Origin of the sequence: Haloplanus salinarum, from assembly GCF_024498175.1 — an archaeon.
Classification (GTDB): domain Archaea; phylum Halobacteriota; class Halobacteria; order Halobacteriales; family Haloferacaceae; genus Haloplanus; species Haloplanus salinarum.
Genome location: NZ_CP101823.1, coordinates 1,319,847 through 1,346,814 on the forward strand (window position 1 = coordinate 1,319,847; position 26,968 = coordinate 1,346,814).

At 59.4% G+C, this 26,968-nt stretch carries 27 protein-coding genes and 4 pseudogenes; 15 read left to right on the plus strand and 16 right to left on the minus strand.

What is annotated here, in order from left to right:
- Positions 1 to 32: 32 nt before the first annotated feature.
- The 3 genes and pseudogenes from NO364_RS18315 to NO364_RS06965 all read right to left on the minus strand — a co-directional run.
- Positions 33 to 303: pseudogene (locus tag NO364_RS18315) on the minus strand (tyrosine-type recombinase/integrase); the annotation flags it as partial.
- 85 nt (positions 304 to 388) lie between these two features.
- Positions 389 to 580 (minus strand): annotated as a pseudogene (locus tag NO364_RS06960) (type II toxin-antitoxin system HicB family antitoxin); the annotation flags it as partial.
- A 287-nt stretch (positions 581 to 867) separates the two neighbouring features.
- Entirely contained in the window at positions 868 to 1,893 is a 1,026-nt protein-coding gene (locus NO364_RS06965) for an amidohydrolase family protein (protein ID WP_157688119.1), read from the minus strand.
- A gap of 244 nt (positions 1,894 to 2,137) precedes the next feature.
- Between NO364_RS06965 and NO364_RS06970 the strand changes: the two genes are divergently transcribed.
- Both NO364_RS06970 and NO364_RS06975 read left to right on the plus strand, forming a co-directional pair.
- Positions 2,138 to 2,470, plus strand: a complete 333-nt coding sequence (locus NO364_RS06970) for a cupin domain-containing protein (protein ID WP_257628893.1) — start codon at positions 2,138 to 2,140, stop codon at positions 2,468 to 2,470.
- A gap of 423 nt (positions 2,471 to 2,893) precedes the next feature.
- Positions 2,894 to 3,367 (plus strand): universal stress protein, encoded by a 474-nt coding sequence (locus NO364_RS06975; RefSeq protein WP_157688117.1) that lies wholly within the window; start codon positions 2,894 to 2,896, stop codon positions 3,365 to 3,367.
- A 214-nt stretch (positions 3,368 to 3,581) separates the two neighbouring features.
- Here NO364_RS06975 and NO364_RS06980 read toward each other — a convergent pair whose 3' ends face one another.
- On the minus strand, positions 3,582 to 4,499 hold the full coding sequence (locus tag NO364_RS06980) for an acyltransferase (protein WP_257628894.1): 918 nt from the start codon (positions 4,497 to 4,499) through the stop codon (positions 3,582 to 3,584).
- A gap of 183 nt (positions 4,500 to 4,682) precedes the next feature.
- On the opposite strand from NO364_RS06980, the gene NO364_RS06985 reads away from it, so the two are divergent.
- Entirely contained in the window at positions 4,683 to 6,449 is a 1,767-nt protein-coding gene (locus NO364_RS06985; protein ID WP_257628895.1) for an SLC13 family permease, read from the plus strand.
- 188 nt (positions 6,450 to 6,637) lie between these two features.
- On the opposite strand, the pseudogene NO364_RS18320 reads toward NO364_RS06985, so the two are convergent.
- Positions 6,638 to 6,778: pseudogene (locus tag NO364_RS18320) on the minus strand (RNA-guided endonuclease TnpB family protein); the annotation flags it as partial.
- A gap of 109 nt (positions 6,779 to 6,887) precedes the next feature.
- Between NO364_RS18320 and NO364_RS06990 the strand changes: the two are divergent.
- Positions 6,888 to 8,105 (plus strand): RNA-guided endonuclease InsQ/TnpB family protein, encoded by a 1,218-nt coding sequence (locus NO364_RS06990; RefSeq protein ID WP_257628896.1) that lies wholly within the window; start codon positions 6,888 to 6,890, stop codon positions 8,103 to 8,105.
- Positions 8,106 to 8,337: 232 nt separating this feature from the next.
- Positions 8,338 to 8,604, plus strand: a complete 267-nt coding sequence (locus tag NO364_RS06995) for an RNA methyltransferase (RefSeq protein ID WP_257628897.1) — start codon at positions 8,338 to 8,340, stop codon at positions 8,602 to 8,604.
- 173 nt (positions 8,605 to 8,777) lie between these two features.
- Here NO364_RS06995 and NO364_RS18125 read toward each other — a convergent pair whose 3' ends face one another.
- Both NO364_RS18125 and NO364_RS07005 read right to left on the minus strand, forming a co-directional pair.
- Positions 8,778 to 8,936 carry a hypothetical protein gene (locus NO364_RS18125; RefSeq protein ID WP_157688112.1) on the minus strand — a complete coding sequence of 53 codons (159 nt, stop codon included), beginning with the start codon at positions 8,934 to 8,936 and terminating at the stop codon, positions 8,778 to 8,780.
- On the minus strand, positions 8,923 to 9,549 hold the full coding sequence (locus NO364_RS07005; protein ID WP_157688111.1) for a peptide-methionine (S)-S-oxide reductase MsrA: 627 nt from the start codon (positions 9,547 to 9,549) through the stop codon (positions 8,923 to 8,925). Before NO364_RS07005 ends, NO364_RS18125 begins: the two co-directional genes overlap by 14 nt.
- Before the next feature lie 296 nt (positions 9,550 to 9,845).
- On the opposite strand from NO364_RS07005, the pseudogene NO364_RS07010 reads away from it, so the two are divergent.
- Positions 9,846 to 9,983: pseudogene (locus NO364_RS07010) on the plus strand (inorganic phosphate transporter); the annotation flags it as partial.
- A 50-nt stretch (positions 9,984 to 10,033) separates the two neighbouring features.
- On the opposite strand, the gene NO364_RS07015 reads toward NO364_RS07010, so the two are convergent.
- Positions 10,034 to 10,453 carry a universal stress protein gene (locus NO364_RS07015; RefSeq protein ID WP_257628898.1) on the minus strand — a complete coding sequence of 140 codons (420 nt, stop codon included), beginning with the start codon at positions 10,451 to 10,453 and terminating at the stop codon, positions 10,034 to 10,036.
- A 344-nt stretch (positions 10,454 to 10,797) separates the two neighbouring features.
- On the opposite strand from NO364_RS07015, the gene NO364_RS07020 reads away from it, so the two are divergent.
- Together NO364_RS07020 and NO364_RS07025 are read left to right on the plus strand one after the other, a co-directional pair.
- Positions 10,798 to 11,268 carry a DUF7992 family protein gene (locus NO364_RS07020; protein WP_257628899.1) on the plus strand — a complete coding sequence of 157 codons (471 nt, stop codon included), beginning with the start codon at positions 10,798 to 10,800 and terminating at the stop codon, positions 11,266 to 11,268.
- A 405-nt stretch (positions 11,269 to 11,673) separates the two neighbouring features.
- Positions 11,674 to 13,488, plus strand: a complete 1,815-nt coding sequence (locus NO364_RS07025) for an SLC13 family permease (protein ID WP_257628900.1) — start codon at positions 11,674 to 11,676, stop codon at positions 13,486 to 13,488.
- 489 nt (positions 13,489 to 13,977) lie between these two features.
- Here NO364_RS07025 and NO364_RS07030 read toward each other — a convergent pair whose 3' ends face one another.
- From NO364_RS07030 to NO364_RS07050, 5 genes are all read right to left on the minus strand, one after another.
- Positions 13,978 to 14,286, minus strand: coding sequence for a hypothetical protein (locus tag NO364_RS07030; RefSeq protein ID WP_257628901.1), 309 nt, complete (start codon positions 14,284 to 14,286; stop codon positions 13,978 to 13,980).
- Between the two features lie 605 nt (positions 14,287 to 14,891).
- Entirely contained in the window at positions 14,892 to 15,293 is a 402-nt protein-coding gene (locus NO364_RS07035; protein ID WP_157688108.1) for a DUF7970 domain-containing protein, read from the minus strand.
- Positions 15,290 to 16,129, minus strand: coding sequence for a ParA family protein (locus tag NO364_RS07040; RefSeq protein WP_257628902.1), 840 nt, complete (start codon positions 16,127 to 16,129; stop codon positions 15,290 to 15,292). Before NO364_RS07040 ends, NO364_RS07035 begins: the two co-directional genes overlap by 4 nt.
- A gap of 410 nt (positions 16,130 to 16,539) precedes the next feature.
- Positions 16,540 to 16,746, minus strand: a complete 207-nt coding sequence (locus NO364_RS07045) for a cold-shock protein (protein WP_114587455.1) — start codon at positions 16,744 to 16,746, stop codon at positions 16,540 to 16,542.
- Between the two features lie 154 nt (positions 16,747 to 16,900).
- Entirely contained in the window at positions 16,901 to 17,272 is a 372-nt protein-coding gene (locus NO364_RS07050) for a TRAM domain-containing protein (protein ID WP_257628903.1), read from the minus strand.
- Between the two features lie 564 nt (positions 17,273 to 17,836).
- Here NO364_RS07050 and NO364_RS07055 point away from each other — a divergent pair.
- The 6 genes from NO364_RS07055 to NO364_RS07080 all read left to right on the plus strand — a co-directional run bounded on the left by NO364_RS07055 (position 17,837) and on the right by NO364_RS07080 (position 22,478).
- Entirely contained in the window at positions 17,837 to 18,865 is a 1,029-nt protein-coding gene (locus NO364_RS07055; RefSeq protein ID WP_157688105.1) for a Cdc6/Cdc18 family protein, read from the plus strand.
- A gap of 137 nt (positions 18,866 to 19,002) precedes the next feature.
- Positions 19,003 to 19,668, plus strand: a complete 666-nt coding sequence (locus NO364_RS07060) for a helix-turn-helix domain-containing protein (RefSeq protein WP_157688104.1) — start codon at positions 19,003 to 19,005, stop codon at positions 19,666 to 19,668.
- Between the two features lie 13 nt (positions 19,669 to 19,681).
- Positions 19,682 to 20,368 (plus strand): hypothetical protein, encoded by a 687-nt coding sequence (locus tag NO364_RS07065; RefSeq protein ID WP_157688103.1) that lies wholly within the window; start codon positions 19,682 to 19,684, stop codon positions 20,366 to 20,368.
- Between the two features lie 210 nt (positions 20,369 to 20,578).
- Positions 20,579 to 21,514: a hypothetical protein gene (locus tag NO364_RS07070; RefSeq protein WP_420191845.1), complete on the plus strand. Its 936-nt coding sequence runs from the start codon at positions 20,579 to 20,581 to the stop codon at positions 21,512 to 21,514.
- 2 nt (positions 21,515 to 21,516) lie between these two features.
- Positions 21,517 to 21,837: a DUF8156 family protein gene (locus NO364_RS07075; protein ID WP_157691052.1), complete on the plus strand. Its 321-nt coding sequence runs from the start codon at positions 21,517 to 21,519 to the stop codon at positions 21,835 to 21,837.
- Positions 21,834 to 22,478: a ribonuclease H-like domain-containing protein gene (locus tag NO364_RS07080; RefSeq protein ID WP_257628904.1), complete on the plus strand. Its 645-nt coding sequence runs from the start codon at positions 21,834 to 21,836 to the stop codon at positions 22,476 to 22,478. Before NO364_RS07075 ends, NO364_RS07080 begins: the two co-directional genes overlap by 4 nt.
- Before the next feature lie 188 nt (positions 22,479 to 22,666).
- Here NO364_RS07080 and NO364_RS07085 read toward each other — a convergent pair whose 3' ends face one another.
- The 3 genes from NO364_RS07085 to NO364_RS07095 all read right to left on the minus strand — a co-directional run bounded on the left by NO364_RS07085 (position 22,667) and on the right by NO364_RS07095 (position 24,392).
- Entirely contained in the window at positions 22,667 to 23,005 is a 339-nt protein-coding gene (locus tag NO364_RS07085; protein WP_257628905.1) for a DUF8158 family protein, read from the minus strand.
- A gap of 290 nt (positions 23,006 to 23,295) precedes the next feature.
- Complete coding sequence (locus tag NO364_RS07090) at positions 23,296 to 23,784, minus strand: toxin-antitoxin system TumE family protein (RefSeq protein ID WP_257628906.1); 489 nt, start codon at positions 23,782 to 23,784, stop codon at positions 23,296 to 23,298.
- The gene (locus NO364_RS07095) at positions 23,781 to 24,392 is read right to left on the minus strand and encodes a winged helix-turn-helix domain-containing protein (RefSeq protein WP_211249138.1); all 612 of its coding nucleotides are present in this window, start codon (positions 24,390 to 24,392) and stop codon (positions 23,781 to 23,783) included. Before NO364_RS07095 ends, NO364_RS07090 begins: the two co-directional genes overlap by 4 nt.
- Before the next feature lie 297 nt (positions 24,393 to 24,689).
- On the opposite strand from NO364_RS07095, the gene NO364_RS07100 reads away from it, so the two are divergent.
- A complete protein-coding gene (locus NO364_RS07100) occupies positions 24,690 to 26,840 on the plus strand; it encodes a type B DNA-directed DNA polymerase (RefSeq protein WP_257628907.1) in 2,151 nt (716 codons plus the stop codon).
- Positions 26,841 to 26,968 lie beyond the last annotated feature (128 nt).

Genomic DNA, 26,968 nt, shown 5'->3' on the forward strand with positions numbered 1-26,968 from the left:
GAGAGATCCTTCGTCTTGATGTACAACTTGTATCACACTTTCTTGAAGTGGTCGTAGACGCGTTCGGTCGTCTGGAGGCTCCGGTGTCTAAGCCGATTTCGGACATCGTAGAGTGTGTGTCCCGCCTCTTCGTGGAGCATCCGGTAGGCGACGCTGTGACGGAGCGCGTGGGGTGTCACACCATCTGCATCGCCTCGACGCCCGTCGGACCTTCCACGGCTGAACGCCGGCGGCCTCAGCGACCGCGTGGAGCATATACCGAACGCCCTGCCCGGTAATCCGATCGGCCTTCCGGGATGAGAAGTAGGTACGCCGCGCCACTACCAGACACAACTCCTGCTGGAAACAAAAACCGCTAGAAGGGGGCCCTTCTAAGCGCTGTTCCTCGCTACAACCACGGTGCCGTCGATGGTTCGTCGACATCTTCGTCCTCGGGGACCGGGCGCTCATGCAGTTCGAGCGCCTCAGCGAGATTTGCGAGGGCCTTAGCCCGTGTTTTCCCTTGACTCGCAACACCCGTCTCCTCGTCGCGGGCGACGCACCACTCATCTTCGAGGGTAAGTGTCACGTTGCCAGCATCGTCGGGATCACGGGCCTAGCTCACACTACCCACATTGTGGTTACTGCTGATATGCCTTCGAGAGGGGAGTCAAACGCCGTGCTTGGAACATAACTGGCCCGGCTATTGACCTCAAAAATCCAGCTGAAAGGACGGACCTCTGTGGTCAGAGACCATTCGCGAGACGGATTGAACTACAATTAGACGCCTCTGTTGAAATCCTCTGCGGCTGAACGGCGTGCTGCATAGAGGGCGTGTATGCGGGGTTCGCGCCGGAGGGGGATACGAGGATCGGACCGTTTTGCCGTTCAGCAGATAACGCGCCGAATATCGAGCGCTGTCGCCCGTCGGACCACCGCATCGACCGGATCCGAAACGCTAGAGAGGTTGTCCGAATCGCCGTCGAGCACCAGCAGCGCGGCGCGGCGGTCCGGCTCGATGACGCCACAGTCGAGGCCGACTGCGTCGGCTCCAGCGGCCGTCGCCATCCGAAGCACCGTCCGCGAGGGGAGGTCGAACGTCTTCGCGGTGTACTCCATCTCGCGGAACATCGAAGGTCCGTTCAGCATCACGTTATCCGTCCCGAGCGCCACGTCGGTGTACTCGAGCAGCGTCTCGACCGGCGGTCGGCCGACCCCGAGGACGCGGTTCGCACGGGGGCAGACCGCGATTGGGACTCCCTGGTCTGCGACCCGTTCCAGGTGATCGACTTCGGCGTGGACCATGTGGATCAGCAGATCCGGGTTCAGATCCAGCGCTGGATGGATGTCGGTGGCGTCAGGCTCGCCGGCGTGAATGGCGAACGGGACGCCACGCTCTCTCGCGGCCGTTCGCTGGTCGGTGAAATCGCCGTCGTTAGCCCCGCTAGCACCGAATCCGTCGGCTATATCCAGGACCGCAGGGTTCTCGCTTCCGAAGACGAAGTCCTCGATGTCGAGGCCCTCGGCGGCCTCGCGTAGCGTCCGGGTACCTTCGACGCCGAACTCGCGGAAGTCGAGGAAGGCGGCCGTTCCAGTTCGTTCCATGAACCGGAGCGTGCGATGCATCGCCTCGACCAGCGTCTCGCGATCGGCCGCCGCCAACCGTCGGTGTTTCAGGCTGTCGGGCGGGGCCACCGCCTCTTCAAGGCCGAGTCCGACGGCTGCTTCTTTAGCGACCGAGTCCCCGATGTGGGTGTGCGCGTTTACGAACGCCGGCAGGATGATGCGGCTCGGGTCGCCGTCGCGCTCAGGTATCTCATCGACGGCCGTGATACGACCTCCCTCCACGACGACCCGGCCGTGGATCGGCTCGAACGACTGCCCAGCGAGGACGATTCCCTCGATCTTCTCCATGCTACAGAGAGACTGGCGAGGCTATATGTGTCTCGTGGTGGTCGTGGGGGACGATCAAACGTCAGCCGTCTAGGAACCGTTCCCGGTTTTCTGCCGACTGTATCCTCTACATCTTGTACGCCGCTTCTGACACGGAATGGAGCGATCAATACGATTGTGACGGATCGAGGGGACAATCTCGACAGCGACGGCTTGTGCAAGAAATCACAGTATTCATCGGATATGGAACGTATAACTTCTCCTGATGACCCACGTTTCGACGAGCGACTTAGTCGACAAACTTGAACAGGAAAACACGAACTACTTGGAAGTACTGAGCAAGGACGCGCTGAGCGTCGAACTTGCGCAGTACCCCAATCCTGAGCCAAAGACGACCCACAAAACTGACGAACTCTACTTCATCATCTCCGGGTCGGGGATGGTCCACGTTGAAGATGAGCGGTATGCTGTCGACGAGGGTGACGTGGTCTATGTGGAACAGGGAGCCGAACACGACTTTTTTGACATCGAAGATAAAATCACGGCCCTCGTCGTCTTTGCGAGTGCGGAAGACTCCGTCCTCGGCCAAGGGCTTTGAAGAGCTAATCTGCTCCCGCGAACAACTGCCGAACTCAGCCTCTAAATTGGTCGCGTCGCTACTGATAGCGATCGGGGACCTTGGTCAGCTCATGAATACAGCGCGTGTATCTCGCACACCAGTTTTAGCAGCTTTGTCGGATTTCAGCAGAGCCACGAACACCCATTGATTCAGGGTTACGATTCTGTATATTCGTCCACGATGTTTTCAATAGGCTCACCAACCGGGGGATATGAGTAACGGCTGGTTGGCCCGGCCCGTAGTCTTCCTGTCTGACCGCGAGAGCGGACGGTTCACACCGAGAGAACCGGGGGACTGCAAACCCTAATATCCCAGCGCTTGGGAATCCAACCACTTCAGGGGTGGGAAGAGGTCAATCCACAAAGATGAACATATTTACTATTCAAGCTAGAATAATCGGGTATGTACCGTGTCCTGCTCCCGATCGATAAGAGCGAAGTGCGAGCACGCGCACAGGTTGAGGCCGTTTTCGATATCCCAGTGGCCGCCGGTGACATCGCCGTTGATATCGTCCATGTCCACGAGGAGACGCCGACAAGTGACGCCCAGTGGGCCGCCGGTGAGGGCTTCAGCGATACTTTCACCGAGGAGATGGCCGAGGAGCTTCGCAACGTCGATCGCATTCCCTCGGCGGTAGAAACCGCTGTCGATCTCCTCGAGGGGAGCGACATCACGTTCACCGTTCACGAGCGGAGTGGCGAGCCAGCCGTGGAAATCCTTGAGTTTGCGGAGGAGCGTGACAGCAACGTGATCGCCCTCGGCGTGAGCGGCCGATCACCGGTCGGCAAGGTGTTGTTTGGCAGCGTCGCGCAGGCAGTGATTTTGGCCAGTGATCGGCCGGTGACGCTGGTACCCAAGGACGCGTCGGAGTCGTAGCAGGACCGCTCCGATCCGGAGACGAAACTTCGAGTATTAGACGCGAGCGTGCACGAAATCGACGGAGTGACGACTACGACCCGGAGCACACACAGTCGGCGGTCTGGGTAACACAGTCGTGATACTGAGCCGAACGATACGGTTTATAAATCAGTACCGGTGGTTCGCCAAGACGGTCCGGCGACCCATCCGGAAACCGTTGTGATACTCCGTATTAGGAGTCGGGCATGTCGTCCGCGTCCGGTGGTGTGAGGTTCCGCTGGAACTCGTCGATCCGTTCGACGTCATCCGAGAGCGTGTACTCGATGTGGCGCTCCTCACGGTCGTCTTCGAGAGTCCCGGGGTCGTCAGTAACGGATTCCCAGCCTGGTTTGACCTTGACGCTCTTTGCCGGCGTCCCGACGGCGACATGATGGTTTGGGACGTTACCGTGGACGACCGATTTGGCGCCGACCATGGCGTTGCGACCAACGCGAGAGCCAGCACCGATCATCGAGTCGGACGCAAGACGGGCGTCGTCCTCGATAACGGTACGGTAGATCGATACGTCGGTCTGGTCGACGATATCGTGGCCGTGACTGTGAATGGTCGCCCCTTCCGCGATAGAGACACGGTTGCCGACCTCGAGTTCCCCCCGGTCGTCGAGGAGGACATCTCCATGGACGACCGTCCTGTCCCCCATCTCGATGTTGTGGCCGTAAGAGAACGTGATACCATGGAACAGCTGAAGATCCTCACCCGCTTCGGCGAACAGGTGGTTCGCGATCATCTGCCTAAATGGTATTCCGATAGCAAGGTCGCGGGCCAGCGGAGACACGTCGAATCCCTTCCAGAGCCACTGGAGGGGCTTGGATTTCTGGAACTGTTCGGCATCTGTTTCCGCCCAGTGGTCGGCCTTCACGGTCACGCGACGGGGGTCGTAGGCGTCGAGCCTGACCTGTTCGTCAGTCGAGATTTGGTTTCCCGACTGCCATCGGTCGTAGACCCCACCGTCACCGTGGAGTCGGGCGAGGACTTCCTGGACGACGGCTGCGGTATCCTCGTTCGAGGCGAGGCGTGTATCGACGCTCTCGACGAACTGATCGATTCGTCCCTGAACCTCGGGAGAGAGTGAAACCCGTCGCTTGGTCATATCGTGTTACGTGTTAACAGGGTAAGATATACATTACGACGAGAAATTTTTATACAATATATCCGTATTGTATAGTTCATAATACTCATCGCCCGAAGTGGGACCACCTACCCGATAGGTTACCCAACAGAGCGGGTGACTCGTGGCACAAAAATTAATTAGTCGTCGTTTGACGTAATCATCATGAAAGATCAATCGCTTCTGGAACGGGTATGGGAGTACTGTTGGCAACTCGACCGCCACACTAGGAACGCTCTCCGGATGCGCCCGACCGCACTCCTCGACTATTCGGACCTGACGCCGGAGGAGCGGGAGTTGGCCGAGAGACTCGCCACCGACGGCGGTCGCGACGAGGGGGAACAGGCGGCCGGCGGCGAGGGTGGCGGGGGTAATGACGATGGTGATGACGGGTCGGCGTTCGATGTCGGCGGCCAGTACGGCCGCCGGCAGAAGATCGGGTTGGTCCTGGGCCCGTTGTTGTTCGTGGCGATCATGCTCGTGCCGACCCCCGAGGGATTATCGACAGGCGGGCAAGCAGTCGCCGCGACCACGGCGTGGGTGGCAGTGTGGTGGATCGGCGAGGCGATCCCGATCCCGGCGACATCACTGTTGCCGATCGTGTTATTCCCGCTTACCGGAGCACTCGACGTGGACGCGGCTACCGCACCATACGCTAATGATCTGATTTTCCTGTTCATGGGTGGGTTCTTTATTGCGATGGCGATGCAGCGCTGGGATCTCCACCGGCGCATCGCGCTCCGGACGATCCGGGTGATCGGTACCGGCCCGGAGCGCATCATTCTCGGGTTCATGGTCGCGACGGCGTTCCTCTCGATGTGGGTCTCTAACACCGCGACGACGATGATGATGACACCCATCGGGCTCGCCGTGATCCTCCAGACGAGCGATATTATCGACCGGACCGGCGGGGACGTCCCGACCGCACAAGGCGAATTCAAGTTCGGTACAGCGTTGATGCTCTGTATCGGCTATTCGGCCTCTGTCGGTGGCGTCGGGACGATCATCGGGACGCCGCCGAACCTCGTGCTGGTCGGTGCGATCGACGAGACGTTCAATCAGACGATCACGTTCGCCCAGTGGATGCTCTATGGCGTCCCGATTGCTGCCCTCGGGGTCGGGATCATCTGGGTGTACGTCACTCGGTTCATCATCCCTCCGGAGATGGACAGCCTCCCCGGGGGTATGGATGTCATCGACGAGGAACTCGACGCGCTCGGATCGATGACGCGCGAAGAGAAACTCGTTCTCGTTGTCTTCACCGGGACGGCGGCCGCGTGGATCTCACGATCGTTCGTCCTCCAACCCTTCATTCCCGGTATCGCCGACAGCATGATCGCGATTGCCGCCGCGCTGGTGCTCTTTCTGATCCCCGCTCGCGAGGAGGACGGCTCCTTTACTTTCCTGCTCGACTGGGAGACCGCCGTCAATATCCCTTGGGGGATCATCCTCCTGTTCGGTGGCGGGCTCTCGATCGCCGCCGGGTTCCAGGAAACCGGCCTCGCCGAGTGGATCGGTGGCCAACTCGGCGGTCTTGAGGGTGTCTCGATCGTGCTAGTTATGTCCGTCGTCGTCCTATTGACTATATTTATGACCGAAGTCACGTCAAACACCGCGACGACCGCGATGTTGATGCCGATCATGGCGTCGCTGGCGGTCGGACTCTCGGTTCACCCGTACGGGATCATGATCGCCGCCGCGACCGCCGCCTCCTTTGCGTTCATGTTGCCCGTTGCGACGCCTCCAAACGCCGTCGTCTTCGGCACGGGATACATTTCCATGCCACAGATGGCCAAAACCGGGTTCGGACTCAACATCATAGGGATCTTCCTCGTGATCCTACTGGCAATGACGTGGCTCCCGTTGATCTGGGGGATCTCACTCACTGAAATCCCCCCGTGGGCCGGGATGGTGGCTCCCGTGGTGTTCTGACCGGGTGCTCGGACTTTCTCACCTCGTATCACGTGACCGCTGTCGTCGATTGATCCACGGGCGACTCGGCGCGGACGACCCCGAGCAGTAACACCCCTGCAATTGAGCTATCCACCGCTGAAGCGGTGGGATTCAGCGTGGACTCCCGTTCTGACCCCAGTTGCGGCAGGAGAGTAGCTTCCATTCACGTTCAACGTCCCGCTGTTCAAGCGCACGTCATCGTGGGTTTCCTCATCCAGCGTCGTCTTGCTGGTAGTGACGTACTCGCCTGTGAACGCGTGGTCAACAACGTACTGCGCCGACCAGAGGAACGTATCAACGCTGTTTTCAAACTAGGTAGCGAGGCGGATTCCCCGCCCCACCGTGGGCGGGGTTGAAGCCGACACTCGCTGCCACAATCCACGGACTATTAACTACCTCTACTATCTATTGAAACTCGTGGCAGACGGCTACCTGAGGCGTACCGCAATCACCCGTCCTATCCTCACCGACGAGCAACAGGACTTGCTCGATGTCACCATCAACGAGTGGAAAGATGCCTGTAACATCAGCAGTCGCATCGGATGGGACACAGGTGAGACGCGGAAAACCTACCTCCAAGACCTCGCCTACGACACGGTGTTGGAGGAGACACACCTCGGGAGTCAGCACGCAATTCTCGCCACCCATCAGGCTGCAGCCGCACTCGATGGTGTCGACGCAATCGAAAACCTTGATGAACACTACAAAACGTCCCGACCGGAGTTCACCAGTAACACGGTGAAATACGATACCCGGACGATGACGCTGTTCGATGACGGGTCTGTGTCGCTTTCTACCGTCGAGGGTCGGATTCGGTGTGACCTGAACCTTCCCGACGAAGAAGACGGGTATCAACACGAATACCTCACCGATGACGAGTGGGAAGTAACAGAGTCTACGTTATCAAAGCGTGATGGCGAATACTACCTGCACCTCGGGTTTCGCAAAGACAAGCCCGAGAAACAGGTTGAAACACAGGGTGACGACGAGGACAGGACAGTTCTCGGCGTTGACCTCGGTATCGTCAACATCGCTACCACCAGCACAGCGCACTTCGCATCAGGGAGAGAACTCAGGCACCGACATCGAGAGTTCGAGCGGATTCGCGGTAATCTCCAGCAGACTGGTACACAATCCGCCCATCGGACAATTCGGCAGATGAGCGGTAGGGAATCACGGTATCTCCGTGACCACCTCCATCAAGTCGCTAACCAGATTCTCGAAGAAGCACGAACACACGACTGTGAGTACATCGCTTTCGAGAATCTGAAACACATCAGGGAGCGTGCGCCGCCCGTCAAAGAGTTCCACCAGTGGGCGCACCGGCAACTCGTTGACCTCGTGGAGTACAAAGCGGAAGCCGAGGGGATTAGCGTCGAGTTTGTAGACCCGAAAAACACGAGTCGGCGGTGTCCCGAATGCGGGCATACGAGCAAGGGGAACCGAGTGCGACAGGCGGAGTTCGAGTGTGAATCGTGCGGTGCAACTCAGAATGCAGATTACGTGGGTGCGAAGAACGTTGGGTGGCGGTACGTCTGTCGCGGGCTACAGTCCTCGCGGCGGACGGGCGACAGTCAACTCGCCCTGAAGTCAGGAACGGTGACGCCGAATCGGGGATTCGTCCCGTCCGACTAACGCCGGCAGAGGTCGAGTTCACTGACAAGCCCCGCGCCACCGTGCGCGGGGCAGTTGACGCAGTGCTGCGTCAGTACTGTCCACGTCGAGTGCAACGTGGACGGTACGCCGCAACGCCGGCCCCGTCCAGTCACAGCGGTCCGATCCCTGAATACAAGGCCGTTGCCCCCCAATGGAGTGTGTGAGTCAGGCTTCGGAATACCGATGCATCGGCTGTATGGAGGAGACTGTTATGCGTGAGTTCGACGTGTCACATCTGTCTCGGACCTGCCCGGTGTGCGGCGAGTTCGATCGATTCGTCAACACCGTCGTTGTCGAGCGATTCAATGCGCTGGCTGCGGACCCGCCGGCACACCTCCACTGGGAACAACTCGACCGCCTCCGGAAGTGGCTGATCGCCGAACGTCTCAGTCGCAAAGACTACTCGATCGATGACATCGAGGTGACGGTTGCCGAGGACGGGACTCCCGACGACAGTGGGGCCGACGCCAAAGCGTGATGTCCGAACCCCGCTCCGGTCGATGATCGGATAGTATAGTAGCGTTTGTAACTGTCCGCACACCTGATCGCATGACAGCGTGCGATCAGGTGTCAGATGACTTACAAAGGCTACTATCGGCCGGAGCGCGACGCCACGCCGCCTCGGCTACGATGCGGCCGGTGTCGCGTCGGTCACCGACGGCGTTCGCCGAGATGCGGCCCGGCGAGACGGTGCTCGATATCGGTTCCGGTGCAGGCTTCGACGGCGTCCTCGCTACGCTGGAGGTCGCCCCGAACGGCGATGTCGCGGGTGGTCCCGAATCCGCCCGCAGCCGGGTCACCCCGATGCATGCTGGTCGGGGGCTGGCAGATCCACCTCAATGTCGACATCGTGTCCCGCCACGTAGCCGTTCAGCTTTGCCGCAATGGGGGATTCACGGATCTCCTCGTCAGTGTATCCAGCCTCCTCGAAGGCACTCAGGAACGACGATGCCGAGCGAAGCCTGTACTTCTGGTGGTAGTCCTCCGCCGGGTAGAACCGTGAGAGCCGCTCGAGACGCGTCTCGACGCCGTCAGCAGTGTACCCGCTCGCCGCGAGTACCGTGTCGACCGCCGTCCGTCGGGTGGCCGTCGACGCGAACACGACGTTTTGATACTGCGTTTTGCGTGGCTGTGTCTGCGGATCGTGTTGCTGAAACACGTCTTCGACGAGATCACGGTACGTGACGATGTCCGGATCGAAGTCGACCTGAATCACCTCGGTATGATCTCCCAACGAGTGATAGGATGGGTCGGGCTTCGTCCCACCAGCGTACCCGACGCGTGTGCGGACCACGCCGTCCATGGCACCGAACCGCGCATCGGGACCCCAGAAACACCCGAGGCCGAACGTCGCCGTGTCAGTCGTCTCCCGGTCGGCCGCCTGTGCATCGTATTCGCGTATTGTCGCTGGTGTGAGCGTCATTGGGTTGAGCCGTCTGTAGAGTCCGCGGACCGCCCGTCCTGGACTGAGTCGCATCTCACTACGTATTATGGGCGCATACACTAATGCTGGGCGCTGCGACGATGTGTTTGGCGAGACGCATCATAGATGAGTGTATAACTGACCGTTGAGCAACTCGCGTGGGGACGAATCGGTAGCGACTAGTTGGACTTCCGTTGTGAAGCCCTAACTCTTCGTGTTACTGGGTCTATCGGGCGTCTCCAACAGTTCAACGGCGAAACGGCACTATTTTTCGCGTGTGAACCGATCACATCCACGTGGCAGAATTACTGATTCTCTTGGGGTTGCTGGTAGTGTTCGTCGGGTACAATATCGGCGGGTCATCGACCGGAGTTGCCTTCGGACCGGCGGTCGGCAGCCGTGCCGTTAGAAAAGCTACCGGCGGAGTACTGTTTTCACTCCTCAGGGAACACCACGTCCGTCCATCGGTCCCGGTCGCAGCCACTCATCGAGCGACGATTACGGGAACGGGCGAGTTGCGGAACACTTTCTGAGCGACGTTCCCGACGACCAGTCGATCGACTAACGAGCCCCCGTGGCTCCCGATGACGACCGCATCGAAATCGTCGGCGCTGTTCAAAATCGCCCGAGCTGGATTCCCCAATCGTACTTCGGTAGCGAGTTCGACATCGTACTCGGCGGCAAGTTCCGTGGCGTCGTCGAAGACTTCCTCTGCGCGCTCCTCTGCGGCCGCTTCGATATCCTCCTCGAGAGCGAGTGACGTGGCTACTGTCCCCCAAGGTGACGGTTCGCCCACGACGTGCAAGACCGTAATCTTCGCGTCAGGATGGTTTTCAAGGACGTACCTAAGCGCTTGTTGCGCCATCTCCGAGCCGTCCATCGGAACGAGGATTCGTGAGATCATCGTCCTAACTACGGTCAGAATTCCCATAAATGGTGGTTCGCTCGTCTCTGGATGCGTGACGTAACGACCAAGTACCGAACTCAGACTCAAAGTCGACCACGCCTGTGCTGAGAATGACCTGGAGTTTCGTTCAGCGCTCGCTACATAGAACGCGCGAATCTTGTAGGGGAGTCCGTCGGCAGGCTAGGCAAGTCACTGTCCATCCCGGGACTGGGAGTGGTGCTCGCGAGGATGTGTCCGCGGAGCGTGTCGGGGAGGGGCGATCTATCGATTACCACGTCACCCGAACCCCTTCCCGTGGAATCTCTACGGGGCTTTATTATCGTGTCCGCTCTATCATCGGTATGACACTCGACGTATCCATCCCGGAGCCACCCGATCTCTCGAACCGGGGCCGACCGAGCAGTTTCGACTGGGAGGAATCTGAAACCCTCGGATCCGAGGACTTCTACCGCGAGGACCTCGAGAACTTCCTCCAAGACGGCGCGTGGCGTGAGGGATTCGAGGAGTGGGCGGAGTACACGGATCTCGACGAGGAGGAGTTCCGAGTCGTCGACGACCTCGACCTGTTCCAGGCCTTCGACTTCTATCGTGATCCAACCGACGACCACCTCCGCTTTGACGCTCCGACAGTACCTGAGGACTGGCGCGAGCGCGACGTGACCGAATCGCTCGATTCGAGTTCGGTCTCGGCCATCAACGGCGAGTTGGATGATCTCGGCCGGGCGGTCCACGAGACGCTACAGAACTATCTCCAGCGGACCCGCGAGGCCTCCGACCGGGACGAGGAACCCTTCGGCGAGCGCGACGAGTAGAGCGAGGTACCGGCGGAGCGCGGTCGGTAGTAGGGTGGGGGAAGGAAAGAATGGCGGACGGCGGTGGTCCGGGCGTCGGTGGGAGTCAAGAAGCTCCGGAAGGCGGTTCGAAATCCGACCCGTCGCTACCGCCACCGAACACTGCGCGTGAACTGCGTCGATCCGAGTCGTGCTCCCGAGCCATTGGCGACTCGGGAGGACCTCTCGATCCAAGCGGTCTACACCCAACAGTGGGAACCGAAGACCAGCAACAATCCGGTCACTGTCGTCAGGTAACGCCGACTGTTTCAATACACGCCACCCATCACCGCGGCCAGGCTCGTCCCGTGAACTCCCGGTGTAACCGCCCGATAGTGATTATCGACCAGTACATCCAACTACCACCATGATTGTTAGCATATATTGATGGCCGCAGTGACCGTTGGGACGCTCCTCATCTTTCTGATTATTTTCGTCGCTTTCGTTTTGTTCGTCACCGAGCCGGTCCCGATCGACGTCACAGCGATCGGGATCATGGTCACGCTGATGATACTCGGTCCGTGGACGGGCGTTTCGCCGCGCGAGGGCGTCTCCGGCTTCTCGAACCCCGCAACGATCACGATTCTCGCGATGATGATCCTGAGCGAAGGCGTCCGGCGGACGGGTGCGATTCAGCGTCTCGAAAAGACGGTCGCCTCCTACACGGGCGAGAGCGAACACAAGCAACTCGGCGCAACGGTCGGGCTCGTCGGCCCGCTCTCGGGAATTATCAACAACACCGCTGCCGTGGCCGTCTTGTTGCCGATGGTGAGCGATCTCGCTCACGAGCACGGGACATCGCCGTCGAAGTTGCTCGTTCCCCTCTCCTACGCGTCGATGGCTGGTGGGATGCTCACGCTCATTGGAACATCCACAAACCTTCTGGCCAGCGACGTGGCGAGTCGACTCGCCGCCGACTATCCCTCCTTGCACGCGTTCTCGATGTTCGAGTTCACCCACCTCGGGCTCGTGGTGTTTCTCGTCACCGGGCTGTACCTCCTTACGGTCGGGTACTGGCTTGCTCCGTCCCACGTGACGCCCCGAAGCAAGCTCGAAACAACACAAAAAGAGGAGTTTCTCACCGAGGTGATCGTGGGGAAAGAATCACCGTTCATCGGCTCGACGATCCGGGAAGCGCTCGAAGAGGTCGACTTCGAAGCGAACGTCACTCAACTGATTCGTGCTGGTACCTATCATCGAGAGCCGAGACTGTCGATGACGATACGGGAGGGGGACACCTTCACGATCCGGCTCACGGAAGACGCGTTACGGACGCTACACGAGGTAGAGGGGATCGAGTTCGTTCCGGAAGTCATGCCGCCAGGTGGGCTCGATGCGCTCGGCCCCGGGCAAACGCTCAGCGAAATCGTCGTCACCGCCGGGTCGGATCTCGTCGGCGAAACGGTCGAGTCGTCACGGTTTCAAGACCAGTATCAGACGGCTGTGCTGGCCATCCGCCGTGGCGGTGAGACCGCCTACGAACGCCTCACGGAGTATCGAATCCGTCCGGGCGACCTGCTCCTCATCGAGTCCGAACCGGACACTGTCGACCGACTCGCCGACGATCCGAACGTGATCGTGGCTGGCGAACTCGCCCTCCAGCAGTTCCGGTCGTCGAAACTCCCACTCGCAGTCGGCGTTGTACTCTCAGTCATCGGCTTGGCAGCCCTCGGAATTCTCCCGGTCATGGTCGCCGCGCTCGGCGGCGTCCTCGTGATGATCGTAACCGGGATCGTCAAGCCAGCGGAGGCCTACGAGGCCGTGCAGTGGGATGTGATCTTCCTCCTCGCCGGCGTCATCCCGCTCGGCAAAGCGCTGTCGGAGACGGGCGGTGCCAATCTGCTCGGTACGCTCGTCGTCTCGACGGCTGAGTTCTTGCCCGCGATCGCCGTCCTCGGACTGTTCTATCTGCTGACCGCTGCGATTACTAACCTCGTTAGCAACCAGGCCAGCGTCGTGTTGCTCATCCCCGTCGCTGTCGACGCGGCCGCCAAGTTGAACGCCAACGCATTTGCCTTCGTTCTTGCAGTCACGTTCGCCGCCAGCACCGCGTTCATGTCGCCGGTTGGGTATCAGACCAACCTCTTCGTCTACGGGCCCGGTGGATACGATTTCGGTGACTACATCCGAGTCGGCGGGCCCCTCCAGGTGATCTTGGCCGTCGTCACGACGCTCGGGATCGCCGTTTTCTGGGGGGTCTAACGAAGGTTGCAACGATTATTCATGTGAAATCCCGGGGCGACGGTCCCAAGATAGTATCCGAACTCGAGCGATGACTGGGAAATATTCGTACAATCGCATAGACTGTATTGCGGTGTGGGCCGTGACCGACAGTCCGTTTCGGTCTCTCTCCGGTCGGAACTCGGTGCCCGTCTCGACAGGCTCGTCGAGGATGGTGTCTTCGGGTCACAGTCGGCGGCGCTCCAATATGGCGCTCGGCTCGTCGTTCGTGAAGAGCATCTGGAACCCTGCTATCGGATTAGGCGGTGACATGGCTTTCGTGGACTGATACGGATTATTGTAACTGGTTGCCGGTGGTTCGCCGAGACGGTCCGGCGAACCACCGGTAATGACTTACAATAAACAGTATGAGTGGGTGTCCTGTCACGTCAAGAGCGATTCAGTAATCTGGAGAGTTACTTCCGAACGCCGTGTGATCCTCCTGTTCCCATAACTTACCTGTCTGGCGACTCAACCGTTCTGTATCCTCTCAGTATGTCTCCAGTAGATGCTACTCGACCGGCTCCCGACGACACACAAGGCCATCCACCGATCCAGTGCGAGGAGTGTGAATCCGCTCTCCACAGCCACGACGACCACAGCGTTTCGTTCCTGCTTCTGGATCAGCTTACCATCCCCATCGTCGGTTGCGGGGACCACGTCGACCAGTTCGTTTCTATCTGCGGGCTCACTACTACTGGTAGAGCAGATATCATAGCGCATCGACCGGCCGGAGGTATCCGCTGCCCCAGCTGTCAGCTCACACACTACAATCCCCATCAACCAGTAATCCCGATCCAAACCGGAGCAGTCGCCCTCATGGCCTGCCCACAGCACCAAACAGAAGTTTTCAATCGCTTCCAATCGGGGCTGGAAACACAGCAACAGCTGACGACTTCCATCGATATCTCTCAGTAGATCCGTCGGAATCGTCCCCTAGAGAGATAACACAACACCGGCGACGGGCCCGATCTCCACCCGTTCGAGGAACCCTCAATCGATACCGTCCGACTCTGCCTTCCCCACCATACTGCCCACTTCGCCGCGTGGCCGCCACCCGCGAAGCCGCCGCTTCGAACGCAGCTATCTACTGGCCATGTCGTGATGGCAGGGGGGTATTAGGATGAGGGACGGATTCGGACGTCCGGGATGGCGTGCCGACAGAAAGTGCGTGTCCAGGGAGAGACTGGCAGGGGGTGCGACGATGGTAGCGACCGGGGATCACACGCACCTTGCCCGGGGCGGCACGCGTCCGGACAGGCTCCGCTAGCGCCACGATTCATACCAGTATTCTGGTGCGAATATCGAACGGCTCGGGGTCGCTCTGGGGTGGTGACTGCCGACGAGCCCCATCGATCGTTCCGACAAGGGAGATACGAGCTTCTTCATCGATTCTTCATCCCGTATCCCCATCGCTGGAGCACAGCCTCCGGAGTCGTCCCCTCGCCGCCGGCTACCAACATTGCCTCGACGACGTCCGTCTTGTAGATGGCTTCGTCGAATCGATCTTCGACACTGTCCATCGTTTCTTCGATCAACTCCTCCGTAGCGGACTGGAGGAACACTGGTTGCTGATTTCGACCCTGCTTGACCGAGTCGCGCCGGTATTTGTAAGGGAGCGTCTGAGTCTGGGTCTGCGGTCGGGGCGTTGTCTCCCTCTCTTCCGCAGTCGATGATTGGGATGGCTTCTCGTCGTCTGCCGGCGCGTCGTTTCCGTCGGGCATCTCGTCGGACTCGTCCAGCGGGCTGTCGTCTGCAAACGGATCGTCGCCAGCACCGGACTTCATGCTGGAGCCTCCACGGTCTTTCGCAGGTGATCGGCGAGTGTCTCCAAGCGCTCCAGCGTCTCTAGTTCGTAGTCCCTCCGTCTCTCCCGATGTTCCTCGACATACTTGAACGCGGAGCACTGCTGTCGCCAACACCCCTCGAAGAGCGACCCACGCTCTTTCAGTATCACCGGGATGTCGTACTCACGTGAGCGCAGCTCGTCGAGCATGTCCTGTTGGTCGTTGGTCCCTTTGAATCGGTTTGGGACGATAGCAAGCACGCCCACGTTGATGTCGAGGTTCTCCTCGAGCCCGGGGACGAGATCCTCCAGTCCGTCGACCGACTTGCGCCCCTTCCCGGACGGTTCGAACGGGACGAGGAGCGACCGCGTGGTGTGTATAGCGTTATACAATTTAACGTCCGCCGTCGCTGGTGGGTCCACGATCAGTGTGTCGTATCGGTCGTGGACGTCGTTCTCTCGGAGGACACGAAGCAACTGGACGTTCCGATTCCAGTTCTCGCCGAAGTCGTTGGCCTCCTCTTCACGCCTGGCGAGATGCTTGTTGAGACGTTCGAGGCTGTTGTGAGCGGGGATGACGTCGACCTCCTCACTGGATTCGATGAGGTCCTCGAAGGGGCCCCGCTTCCGTTCGACCATATGCCGAACCAGCGAGTCGGCTTTGGGATCGTCCCTATGTTCGCCCACGTCCAAGAGGTGCGAAACCGATGCCTCCTGTGGATCCAGGTCCACGACGAGCACGTCCCGACCGTCCCGTGCGTCGGCGACTGCCAGATTGGCCGCGAGCGTGGATTTGCCCACCCCACCGGCCTCCGAGTATGTCGTGTAGGCTAACATGAGCGTAGCAAGCAACGGGTAGATTATAAAACTAAGTCAGACGGTATAGCTAGGAAGTATAGCTAAATGGTATAGCTATACAATACGACTATAAGGTATAGCTATTCTAATGAACGAGATAATATAACTATTCGATCCAGTCATTCAGTACAGTGGGGGCGTCCGTTCGTGAGTCGAGCGGACTACTATTGGGAGCGTTCGGGAACGTTCTGAGTGAAGTCCGTCAACCGTTTTCGGTACTACTCGGTCGGGTGAGGTCGTATGCGGTGCCAGTTGGATGGGCTTCGGCGACTCTGCTGAAGACCAGTAGGTCACGGACTGAGTGTGCGGATAGCGTCGGCTCGGATCCGTAACTGTCGGAAAAATCGAGATGGTTGTCTGTCGCTGTGAACGACAGCCGTATCTCGGTATTACTGCCGGACGACGTTCGCCGCGCGAGGCCCTTTGGGTGAGGACTCGATATCGAACTCGACTTCGGTACCTTCCGTGAGGTCCTCGCCGCCAACGTCCTCCATGTGGAAGAAGACGTCTTCGTCGTCGTCGAGGTCGCCGTCGTCAGTCGAAATGAAACCGTAACCGCCTGTGTCGTTGAAGAAATCAACCGTACCGTTTGCCATTACATACGAACGGAGGGGCGGCTACGGTATAACCTTTCCGAGGGTCGAGTACCACGACTCCATTCGCAGGCCTGCTGAAGTATCAGTTCAGCCGCGGAGAGATGAAACAAGGAGGTCTGGATGAGCGTTATAGCCTCGCTAGTCGGCACGAGCGTTAGATTTGGCCGACGACGTCTGCGAACGCGAAGTTATCCCGTGCTTCAGTAATTTCGATCCGAACCCGGTCCCCTGGACTGGTGTTCTCGACGAATACGACGTAGCCAGGAGGAATCCGTGCGATACCATCCCCTTTCTCACCGATATCCTCGAGTTCGACTTCTCGGATCTCGCCTTCATCTACAGGTGGCTGATCCAACACCTCACTGTTATTCGGTTGCTGCTGTGTCCCCGACACGTGACCCGTAGCACCGGATGAATTGCCACCCACCTCGACGGCTCCGACCTCGCTAGCGTCGAACAACGCCACTCTGTATCTCTTCCCCTCCTCCAACGATCCTACCTCGATTTCCTGCTCTGGGATCTCCAAGGTGTACGACCCATTTCGGCTCGTTACCCGACTGGTGAACATGCACAGCAACGAATCTAAAAACTCCATCATCGACGGTATCCCTCCGCACGATTAAAAACGGTGTACGGTTTTGAAGGTACCTTTCTTGGGTGGACGAGCAAGGTAACAAAGAACAGCGCACAGACCCGAGTACCTCCTACAGTTCGCGATCATCCGCATCGTGAACGAAAGAGAAACTGTTGACGCTCGGAACACGGCAGTATCGGTTCCTACCTGCTCCGAACGATCGACGGGGGTGTCAGAAGCCAGGATCGAATGTAGAGGGTTACCACTCGTCGAAACACATCGATAGAGCTGTGTCTCGGTGTTAACTAACAATGGATATTGCCACCGCCATCTGTTGGTTAAAGACGCCGCGGTATTTCCGGAACTTCCGAAAAGCCCCCCTCTCCCCAGATCCACAAATTCCGCGAATTGAGTTCCTAACGAGCAGTATTTGATGACGGCACGATGGTATAACGGATGCTTCCGGAAACCACCCGCACACGTTTTTGTGGATCGCATCGAAAACCTCTCTCGTCTATGATCCACGATGCTCGCGTCCTCCGGGCTGGGTTCGTCCCTCGAGAAGTCGAGCATCGCGACGCCGAAGTCAACCACCTTTCCAGCGTTCTCGAGCCCATCACGAACGGGGAACCAGCCGACACAGCCATCGTCACCGGGCCCAGCGGCGCCGGCAAGACCTGCATCTCGAAGTTCGTCACTGAACGGCTCCGCGAGGAGGTCCTCGACGTCCAGACGACCTACGTCAACTGCTGGCGAAACTACACCCGGTTCCGTACGCTCTACCAAATTCTCGACGACCTCGGCGCCACCATTGACATCCACCGACAGTCGACGCCCCACGACGAACTCGTCGATCGGCTTCAGCAGCACGACGGCCCGCGAACGGTGGTCATCCTCGACGAGGTCGACCAGCTGGAGGACCCCAGCGTCATTTACCATCTGCACAGCCTCCCACAGTTCGCAATCATCTGTATCGCGAACAAGGAAGAGGAGCTGTTCGGCCGCGTCGACGACCGCCTCGTGAGTCGGCTCCGTTCGAGCGAACACGTCCGGATGGACAAATATCACGACGAGCAACTTTTCGACATTCTGAGTGCGCGTGCGAAATGGGGGCTCGACGAGGACGTCATCACCGACGACCAGCTCTACCGGATCGCCGATGCAGCCGCCGGCGACGCTCGCCTCGCAATCGGCATCCTTCGAACAGCTGCCAGCAAGGCCGACCGCGAGAACCACGAGCACATCACCGACGGCATCCTCCTAGACGCCGCCGAGAATGCCCGAGCCCAGATCAAGCAGAAGAGTCTTGACTCGCTCACGCCGCACCAGCGCGTCGTCTACGATATCGTGCGGGAGCACGGTCCGGTCGGGCCGAGCGAGATCCACGAGCGCTATTCCGAGGAGGTCGATGACCCCCGGACGAAACGGACTGTTCGGACGTACCTTTCGAAGATGGCACAGTACAACCTTCTCGAAGCGGAGGGAACGAGTCGGGATCGAGAGTACTCGCTCGTCGATTCGGCAGCGGCGTCGCCGATGCAGTGACCGGAAAGGGTCGCGTACACACATCCCGCAGGTAGTCAATCTAGGCGGAAGTTCTATGTATTGGTATCTTGATAGAGATAGCTAGAAGCGAAAAACGACAGCGCGAGTAAGAGGCAATTTCAATAATGAATGAGTTAATGGATGCCACCGCTGCGAAAATTGTGTTAGCAGTCCAGCGTGGCGATTCTATCAACCGTATCGCGAGCAAGATCGACGTCTCGTACTCGTGGGTGTACGACTGGGTTGAGCGGTTAGATGATGCGGAGGTTATCGCTAATACCGATAATGGAATCCAGATCGTTGATCACGAGATGCGCCAGCAGTACGCCGAGATGATGGCTGCGTTGTACAGCCGCGACACCATCGCTCAGAAGGACGCGTACGTCATTCCACACTTCGCCGGAATGGAGTTCGCGTACACGGAAATTGACGCGGCATACGTCTGGACACACGGCGGCTTTCAAATCGCACGGAGCCACGACGACTATCCGGTGTTCATCGAAGTGCACGACCGTGACATCGAACGGTGGATTGCGTTCTTCGAGCAGTTTGGCGTCGACACGACGATCAACGAGCGCCCGGACGCCAGCGACGTCAACGGGAATGTTCACTATGTGTTGTTCCCGAAGACCAACGGTATCGACGCCGAGTGGGTCGACGGCAACCCCGCCATCCCGGTGGACGACGCCATCGACCAGATGATGGAGAACCGCCCGGCGTACGAGCCCGCCTTGGAGATTATCGCCGACGAGTACGACAGGGATATCGGTGCGTCGCACCACAGCGCGATGGGCACGACCTAACAGAGGCGATGAAATGAGTCTTGCCGAGCGCCAATCCGAACTTATCGACACACACCGCGCGGTACAGGACGCCGAACTGCCGTATGTTCTCGTTGGCGGCTGGGCAGTTTCCGCGTTCCAAACCCGGTTCACGACCGATATCGACACCGTGATCCCGGACACTACACTCGACGACTACGACACTCTCCTTCGTGACCTCGGATACGAGAAACAGTTCGAGCAGGATGTCTCGAACGAGTACGATGGTCGAATGATCCAGTACGCGAAACCGGTCGGAGAGAACGAAGTCAAGTTCGAGGCACTCGTGGATGCGATGGGGTGTCGACAGACGGACGCAGAGTGGTCATATCGCTATCTCCACGAACACAGTACGATCGAATCACTCGATGTCGCCGAAGGCCTCGACGGGCGAATCCCGGAACCGGCACTGTTGTTCGCGATGAAACTCCACAGCGGTCGGAAGGCCGATAGCCGTGACCTGGTCGTGATCAGTTTGCGTGCGGACTTCAACCGTATTGAGCGACACGTCCATCGTGGCGACCCCGAGAAGCTCAAGAGGCAGATCGAAATGGTGCTGGATCGACTCCAGCAGGAGGAGTTCGAAGACTCGTTCAAAGGTGTCTTCCGACAAGAAGAGCTGCCAGCAGACGCGATTAACAACCTTGTTTCGTTCCTGTCCGAGCAGCGAGATCAACTGTAAGATATTAACCAACAGGCGACACGGAGCACCAGTTTGTTGGTTAAGTAACCAGCGCCGTCTGAACCCGGTCCCTAGAAACGTTCTCGGAAACAGTCGGAACAGCCGCAGAAAGTCGACGACAGAGGATGGGGCAGTATCTGTCTCATGTCTTCCCTGAAACGCGGAAGCGACACGCCGCGGCTTATCGGGACCGTGGACGACTAATCGAGTATGGGTGAACACGCAACGTCGAACCGATTGGCGGTGGATCAGCCGACACGGGGCGCTGACCGCAATCGGTCCCTTGCTGACCAGGCCGATCCGGCTACGGACGAGATGCTGTTGCCGTCCCTCGACGACGGCATCACGCTGCTCGACGTCAAGGGAGGGCGCGGCGTCCCGATCCTGCAGTCGCTCGTACTCGACCATCTCCTCCTGCACAACGGGCCCGCCTTCTGGGTCGACGCAAATAGTCACGCGACGACGACGACACTCGCCCAGATCGCCCCTAGCCAGCGGTTGCTCGACCGAATCCGCGTGGCACGCGGATTTACCGCCTACCAGCACTACGGCGCCGTCTGTGATCTCCCGACGGCAGTGAACAAGTCGATCCAGATGTCCACCACCGACGCCGGGGCGGCCGGTCGAGGAGACCCGAGTCGTGACGAGGACACCTCTCACCACACGCCCGCCCTCATCGTCGCGCCGGCCGTCGACACCCAGTACCGCGCCGACGATACCCTCGGCGAGACCCACGCCAAAACCCTCCAGGCTCGAACGCTCACCCGATTGGCTTCCTACGCCGACGGGTACGACGTTCCGGTGCTCGTCACCCGGGCGCAGCGCGACGGCTTCACCGAACCGGTCGCGACGGTCGCCGACCACCACCTGGAGTGCGAGCAGACCCGGATGGGGCCGCGGATCGTCGGCGAGGACTTCGAGACGCTCGTCTTTCCCGTCGACGACGGCGCGTACTACCAGACGACGTTCGCGTACTGGCGGCGGTTGCTCGCGGCGCGGGCCGCGCAGGTCGGCGCGGAACCGACGACGCCGGCGCCGACCCCGGAGGACGTCGGAACGGGCGTCACAGCCGAGAATGAGACCGTGTCGGCCACCGCGGACCCCCTGCTCGATGCGTGGACGGCGAGCGGTTCGGGAGGGCGGTAGCGATGGGGCGCACGAACCCGACGTACCGAGACGCCCTCCGGGCCATCGAGGAGCGCTGGGCGGCGTTCCGCCGGGCACTGCGGCGTCGCGACCAGCCGCGATTCGACCGGCTGTTCGAGTACGCCCGCGAGCACGCCGACGCGAGCGGGCTGATGAACCACCAGAACCCGCTGTTGCCGGCGCTGCTCAGTATCGATATCGAACAGGAGGCTCGCCTCGACGACCACGAGGAACGCCTGGTGGAGCTCGAGCAACGGCTTTCGGAACCTGTGGGCGAACAGCAGCAATCGTCCGCCGACGGTGACACAGGAGGTGTGGAATGACCGGGTCGACGACGATTGCCTTCGATATCGAAACGACGGGATTTCAGGCCGATGATGAACTCACAGTAGTTGGGTTCGACTCGGCGGTCTCGTCGCGAGTGTTTCTCCATACCGAAACGGCACCACAAACAGGCCTCGCAGATCGGCTCAACGACACACTCCGGACACCGGTACAGCTCTCACTCCACGACAGCGAACAGGAACTCCTGAACGAACTGGCGACGTTTGTCACGTCGACACTCACCCAACGTGATGCAAAGCTCGTTGCGTACAACGGTGAGCGGTGGAACGGAGGATTCGACCTCCCGTTCCTTCGCACACGGCTCTGTACGCACGGGATCGAGTGGCCGTTTGGCACGTTGCCATACGTCGACGTGATGGACGTCTTCGAGACACGCTTCAATACCAGTGAGGATACCTTGGATGGCGTCTATGGCGAACTGATTGGTTCACGGTTGAACAACCTCGATCCATTCGACGATAGTGGAACGGCAGTCACAGCCTGGGAAGAAGGCGCGTATGAACGCCTTCTCACGCACAACGTCGCCGATATCCGACGAACAAGAGCGCTGATGGAACTCGCAGAACGATATTGCTCGAAATCGGATTTCTCGATGAAGTCACTCGAGCCAATCGTTTGAGGTCGCGAGTGAACGACCCTACTCTTCTCGCTGATTGCGGTGATGGAGTGGAGTGCAATAGGGACGACCACGCTGATGAACGCCTACATCATGAGTCTACTAGTAGAGTAGCGCTGCAGACATGTATCACCAGCTGGATGCGCTCACCATTGCTGCGATCTACATCCACATACTGGGAGATTGCTTAGTCAGGGGTCAATCTGTGGTTCGCTGTTGAGCTCGCAGAGATATGCTATTGCGGCGACACCGACGTGGATTCCGTAGACGTAGTCATCGTCGCCGAATGCCTCTCGACCAGCCATTCGATGGGTTACTCCCTTGGTGAGTGATAGACGGATAGCCTCCTTGACGGCGGCTTCACCGGCGTATTCAACGGCGCCTCGAACGTACTCGTCGAAGTGACTATCTTGGTGGCCAGATGGCCGTGGATCAGCAGCTCGGTCAAGCGCGAGGGATACGACTTCTTCAATAGAAGGATGTACTGGATTGCCAGTGTTCTCTTGGACACGATACACCTCACCAGGCATGGTGATGAATACGTCAGGCCATGGTATAAGCCCAACTGGAGTATGTGGGACTCAAGCAAGGAGTTCGAGGATCAGCTTCGTAGGATCTGTTGGGTCGTTCTAACTGGGTTCTCTATATCTAATTGTCTTTACGGCCGACCGTTTGAACCGACTCCAAGAGAAGAAAGCGTACTCGAGTGTCGGTCTGTTCCGTTCTGTGGGACCCATCGTAGGTCCTTAGCGTACCGTTGTAGGTTGCGAAATGCGTTGTAGCCGGGTTGGAAGTGTAGGAGTCTTCCCTGCATTCTCGTCTACGGCGGATTTTCTGCGTCGTTGAGCCCTTCGAAGGTTCCGTTCGTGTAGGCGTAGCGCCACCGTTGGAGAATCGCTCGCGTGACCAGTGGGGCCTCACGCACAGTGATACAAGATGGCTCAACAGGACGACTTGGAGCATCAGGTGGTGGATGAAAGTGTCGTGTCGGTGCATCCGGTTTCGGATGACAGTCGAATCGAAAATCCCGCCCCTGGGTGTCCGTGTAGTGCACAGCGTAGTTCCCAGCCAAGCTCCACCGAATATCTATACGCGCTGTTGATGCCGCTTCAACGCCGTCAGACAGGTCAACCGAAAGCGTCTGTGGGTTCAGGGGATCGTCCAGTGAAGCCTCCTCAACCAGCGGCTCTTGATTGATGACCAGATCTCGGATCTCTCGTAACGCTCCGGCATCGATCGGTCCGAACACCTCTGCCTGTTCGGCTGGCTGACTATCCTGAGAAGGTTCCACATCCTCGTCGCCGGTCATACGACGATCGATGAGTCACTGTTACCATCGTCGTCAGTATTGGTGCCAGTGAGATGACCGGTGCGGGTTGCCTCAGCAATCGCGAGTGTCGCTTGTGCCAAGGCGAGGTTGCGGCGAGTGGTTTGCCATTCTCTGAGCAGCGCACCTTGGTCGCTGTCGGTGTCTTCGATGTCCAGTTCCCGAGCGAGTTCCTCGGGTGAGTCAACATCGTATTCGGTACGCCAGTCCTGAATCTGTGCTTTCAGCTCGGCGATGCCAGATGCGATCTCTTCGGGTGTTCGTTCCGCAAGTAGCGACTGTGCATGCTCGGTGACGATACCCGTTTCTGACCGGCGGTACAGCGTCGTCTGGCCGTCCTGTGCTGTCGTCACTTCACCGGAATCCATGAGCGTCCGCAGGTGCTTTCGTGCGGTCGTCGGCGAGACACGAGCACGATCAGCAATCTGTGCTGCAGACGTCGGATCGTAAGTCCGGCGAATGATTCCATAGACTCGTTCGAAGGGCGTCGTGTCCTCAACCCATTCCTCTTCGACCACGTCGTTTATGTCACGTTGTTCGGCACCGCCGTCAGGACGTACTCGGTTGGGTGGGGTCGTCTCCTCAGACATCATATGCTAACCCACGGAAGGCAAGTATAATAATTCTCGGGCCAGTATATTGGTTTGTAATCCATCGGAACACGGAGTGTCTTCACCAACCATTTTAACCAACAAATACGACTATTCCAGAACTGTTGGTTAAGCCGAGATTCCGGAAGTCATCTTGGAAAAGACCACAGACACGCAAAATAGGACAAATACCCCGGTAGCGATGTCTTCGAAGTCGTCCTCTGAATTATGGAAACACCACGCCACGGCTTATCTAGGACTGAACCGTTTCGTTCAATCGAGACGTGACAATCCCAAATGCCGTTCACAATCGATATCTTAGACGACGACCGCGTCTTGGAGTGGGAGGCAACCGCCGACGGCGCCGTCGTGACCGAGCGCGATGACTACACGCCACGCTTCTACGTCGCCGCTCGCGACCCTGATGCCGACCTCGACCTCACGACCATCCAGTCCGTGTACGACCAGCACCCGGACGTCGTCACGACCGAGATGGTTACGCGACGCCCCGGCTTTCGACGGGACGAGGAGACCGTTCTCGCGGTCGACGTCGCCCACATCGACCGCGTCGCCCCACTCGCCCGGCAAGCGCGCCAACTGTCGGACCATCCAGTCGGGGATCTCGTCTGCTTCAACGTCGACTTCTCGCGGGAGTTCCGGTACTGTCTGGAGACCGGCGTCGATCCGACGCCGGCGAGCGAACTGTCGACGCTCCGGCTCGGCGTCCCGGTGACCGAAACGAGCGACGACGTCTACGGGGAGGTGTCCGTCGCCGGCGACACCGTCACCGGCTCGCCGACGGATCTCCTGACCGCCGTCCAAGGGGCGCTCGACGCACACGATCCGGACGTCCTGGTCTGCTCGACGAGCGAAATCGTTCCGACCCTGTACGAGATGGCGACCGAGGCCGGTGTCGACGACTTCTCGCTGAGCCGGTGGCCCGACGTCGACTACCAGCAGCTCGCGAGCCGGTCGACGTACTCGAGCTACGGTCGCGTCGGTCACTCTCCGGCGCGGTACAACGTACCCGGCCGCGTGATCGTCGACGAGAGTAACACGTTCTTCTACGGGGAGACGAACCTCGACGGCGTCCTCGACCTCGTGTCGCGCTCGAAGAAGCCCGTCCAGGAGCTCGCGTGGGCGTCGATCGGGAACGTCCTCACCGCGATCCAGATCTGCGAGGCCCACGACCGCGGCGTCCTCGTCCCCTGGAACTCCTGGCGCCACGAGTTCTACAAGCCGATGGGGACGCTCCACGACGCCGACCGCGGCGGCTTCATCTTCGCGCCCGAGGTCGGCCGCCACGAGAACGTCCACGAACTCGACTTCTCCTCGTTGTATCCGAACATCATTCGTACCCGGAACGTCTCGCCGGACGTCATCCGGTGTGACTGCCACAGCGACCGCGACGACGTCCCCGGGCTCGGATACTCGATCTGCGACGAGCGGGGCTACCTCGTCGACGTGCTACAGCCGATCATCGACGCGCGCGACGAGATCAAGGCGGCCATCCGTCGCGAGAAGGAACGGGACGACCCCGACGAGGACCGACTGACGGAACTCGAGGGGCGGTCGGGAGCGTTGAAGTGGATCCTCGTCGCCTGCTTCGGGTATCAGGGATTCAGCAACGCGAAGTTCGGCCGCATCGAGTGCCACGAGGCAATCAACGCGTTCGCTCGCGAGATTCTGCTGACGGCGAAAGGGCGGCTGGAAGCCGGCGGCTGGCGGGTCGTCCACGGCATCGTCGACTCCATCTGGGTGACCCCGGACCCCGACGTCGACGACGATGACCGCGATGACCTCGAGATGCTCGCGACGGCGATCACGGAGGACGTCGAGATTCGACTCGAACACGAAGCCCACTACGACTGGGTGGCGTTCGTGCCGCGACGGGAGAGCGACGCCGGCGCGCTGACGAAGTACTTCGGCAAAGTGGCTGGCGACGGCGGGTTCAAGATCAGAGGGATCGAAGCCCGGCAGCGCTCGACCCCACCGTTCGTCGAGGCGGTCCAGCGGGACTGTCTCGAACGGCTCGACGCGACTCGATCCCCGGACGCCGTACTCGACCGTCTTCAGGACGCGATCAAGCGCCTCCACGCTGGGACGGTGCCGGTCGAGCAACTCGTCGAACGGAATCGTGTCTCCAAGCCGCTGGAGGGGTATACGCAGAACACGCGGAACGTGGCCGCGTTAAAGCGGGCTCGGGAGCAGGACCTCGCCGTCCACCCGGGACAGGATATCGAGTACGTGGTCGTCGACGACGAAAAGACCTCGCGAGAGCGGGTTGCATTAGTTCACGAGGAGATCGGGTCGTACGATGCGTCGTACTACGAGACGCAACTCGTCCGGGCGATAGGGAGTCTCCTCTCTCCGTTTGGGTGGGATCGAACGGACATTCAACAGGAACTCTCGGGGGTCCGTGAGCCGGAGCTAACCGATTTCGGGTGACCGAGCAGCGAGTGATTTCAACATGGATTCACGGTCACACTCCCCGTCATCGATGTGTAAAACCATGGGGAGAGGGAGTTAGAGAGCACGGCAATAGCGCCGCGGGTACGATAGTCGCTGTCGGACGA

Coding starts and splice junctions, on each gene's coding strand:
- NO364_RS18125 (WP_157688112.1), bottom strand. CDS start 8,936: ATGCATCGGGGTGACCCGGCTGCGGGCGGATTCGGGACCACCCGCGAC.
- NO364_RS07090 (WP_257628906.1), bottom strand. CDS start 23,784: ATGACCGGCGACGAGGATGTGGAACCTTCTCAGGATAGTCAGCCAGCC.
- NO364_RS06985 (WP_257628895.1), top strand. CDS start 4,683: ATGAAAGATCAATCGCTTCTGGAACGGGTATGGGAGTACTGTTGGCAA.
- NO364_RS07025 (WP_257628900.1), top strand. CDS start 11,674: ATGGCCGCAGTGACCGTTGGGACGCTCCTCATCTTTCTGATTATTTTC.
- NO364_RS06995 (WP_257628897.1), top strand. CDS start 8,338: ATGCGTGAGTTCGACGTGTCACATCTGTCTCGGACCTGCCCGGTGTGC.
- NO364_RS07080 (WP_257628904.1), top strand. CDS start 21,834: ATGACCGGGTCGACGACGATTGCCTTCGATATCGAAACGACGGGATTT.
- NO364_RS07020 (WP_257628899.1), top strand. CDS start 10,798: ATGACACTCGACGTATCCATCCCGGAGCCACCCGATCTCTCGAACCGG.
- NO364_RS06970 (WP_257628893.1), top strand. CDS start 2,138: ATGACCCACGTTTCGACGAGCGACTTAGTCGACAAACTTGAACAGGAA.
- NO364_RS06980 (WP_257628894.1), bottom strand. CDS start 4,499: ATGACCAAGCGACGGGTTTCACTCTCTCCCGAGGTTCAGGGACGAATC.
- NO364_RS07040 (WP_257628902.1), bottom strand. CDS start 16,129: ATGTTAGCCTACACGACATACTCGGAGGCCGGTGGGGTGGGCAAATCC.
- NO364_RS07070 (WP_420191845.1), top strand. CDS start 20,579: ATGGGTGAACACGCAACGTCGAACCGATTGGCGGTGGATCAGCCGACA.
- NO364_RS07045 (WP_114587455.1), bottom strand. CDS start 16,746: ATGGCAAACGGTACGGTTGATTTCTTCAACGACACAGGCGGTTACGGT.
- NO364_RS06975 (WP_157688117.1), top strand. CDS start 2,894: ATGTACCGTGTCCTGCTCCCGATCGATAAGAGCGAAGTGCGAGCACGC.
- NO364_RS07005 (WP_157688111.1), bottom strand. CDS start 9,549: ATGACGCTCACACCAGCGACAATACGCGAATACGATGCACAGGCGGCC.
- NO364_RS07065 (WP_157688103.1), top strand. CDS start 19,682: ATGAGTCTTGCCGAGCGCCAATCCGAACTTATCGACACACACCGCGCG.
- NO364_RS07030 (WP_257628901.1), bottom strand. CDS start 14,286: ATGGGGATTGTAGTGTGTGAGCTGACAGCTGGGGCAGCGGATACCTCC.
- NO364_RS07060 (WP_157688104.1), top strand. CDS start 19,003: ATGGATGCCACCGCTGCGAAAATTGTGTTAGCAGTCCAGCGTGGCGAT.
- NO364_RS07100 (WP_257628907.1), top strand. CDS start 24,690: ATGCCGTTCACAATCGATATCTTAGACGACGACCGCGTCTTGGAGTGG.
- NO364_RS07095 (WP_211249138.1), bottom strand. CDS start 24,392: ATGTCTGAGGAGACGACCCCACCCAACCGAGTACGTCCTGACGGCGGT.
- NO364_RS06965 (WP_157688119.1), bottom strand. CDS start 1,893: ATGGAGAAGATCGAGGGAATCGTCCTCGCTGGGCAGTCGTTCGAGCCG.
- NO364_RS07085 (WP_257628905.1), bottom strand. CDS start 23,005: ATGCCTGGTGAGGTGTATCGTGTCCAAGAGAACACTGGCAATCCAGTA.
- NO364_RS07015 (WP_257628898.1), bottom strand. CDS start 10,453: ATGATCTCACGAATCCTCGTTCCGATGGACGGCTCGGAGATGGCGCAA.
- NO364_RS07035 (WP_157688108.1), bottom strand. CDS start 15,293: ATGAAGTCCGGTGCTGGCGACGATCCGTTTGCAGACGACAGCCCGCTG.
- NO364_RS07075 (WP_157691052.1), top strand. CDS start 21,517: ATGGGGCGCACGAACCCGACGTACCGAGACGCCCTCCGGGCCATCGAG.
- NO364_RS07055 (WP_157688105.1), top strand. CDS start 17,837: ATGATCCACGATGCTCGCGTCCTCCGGGCTGGGTTCGTCCCTCGAGAA.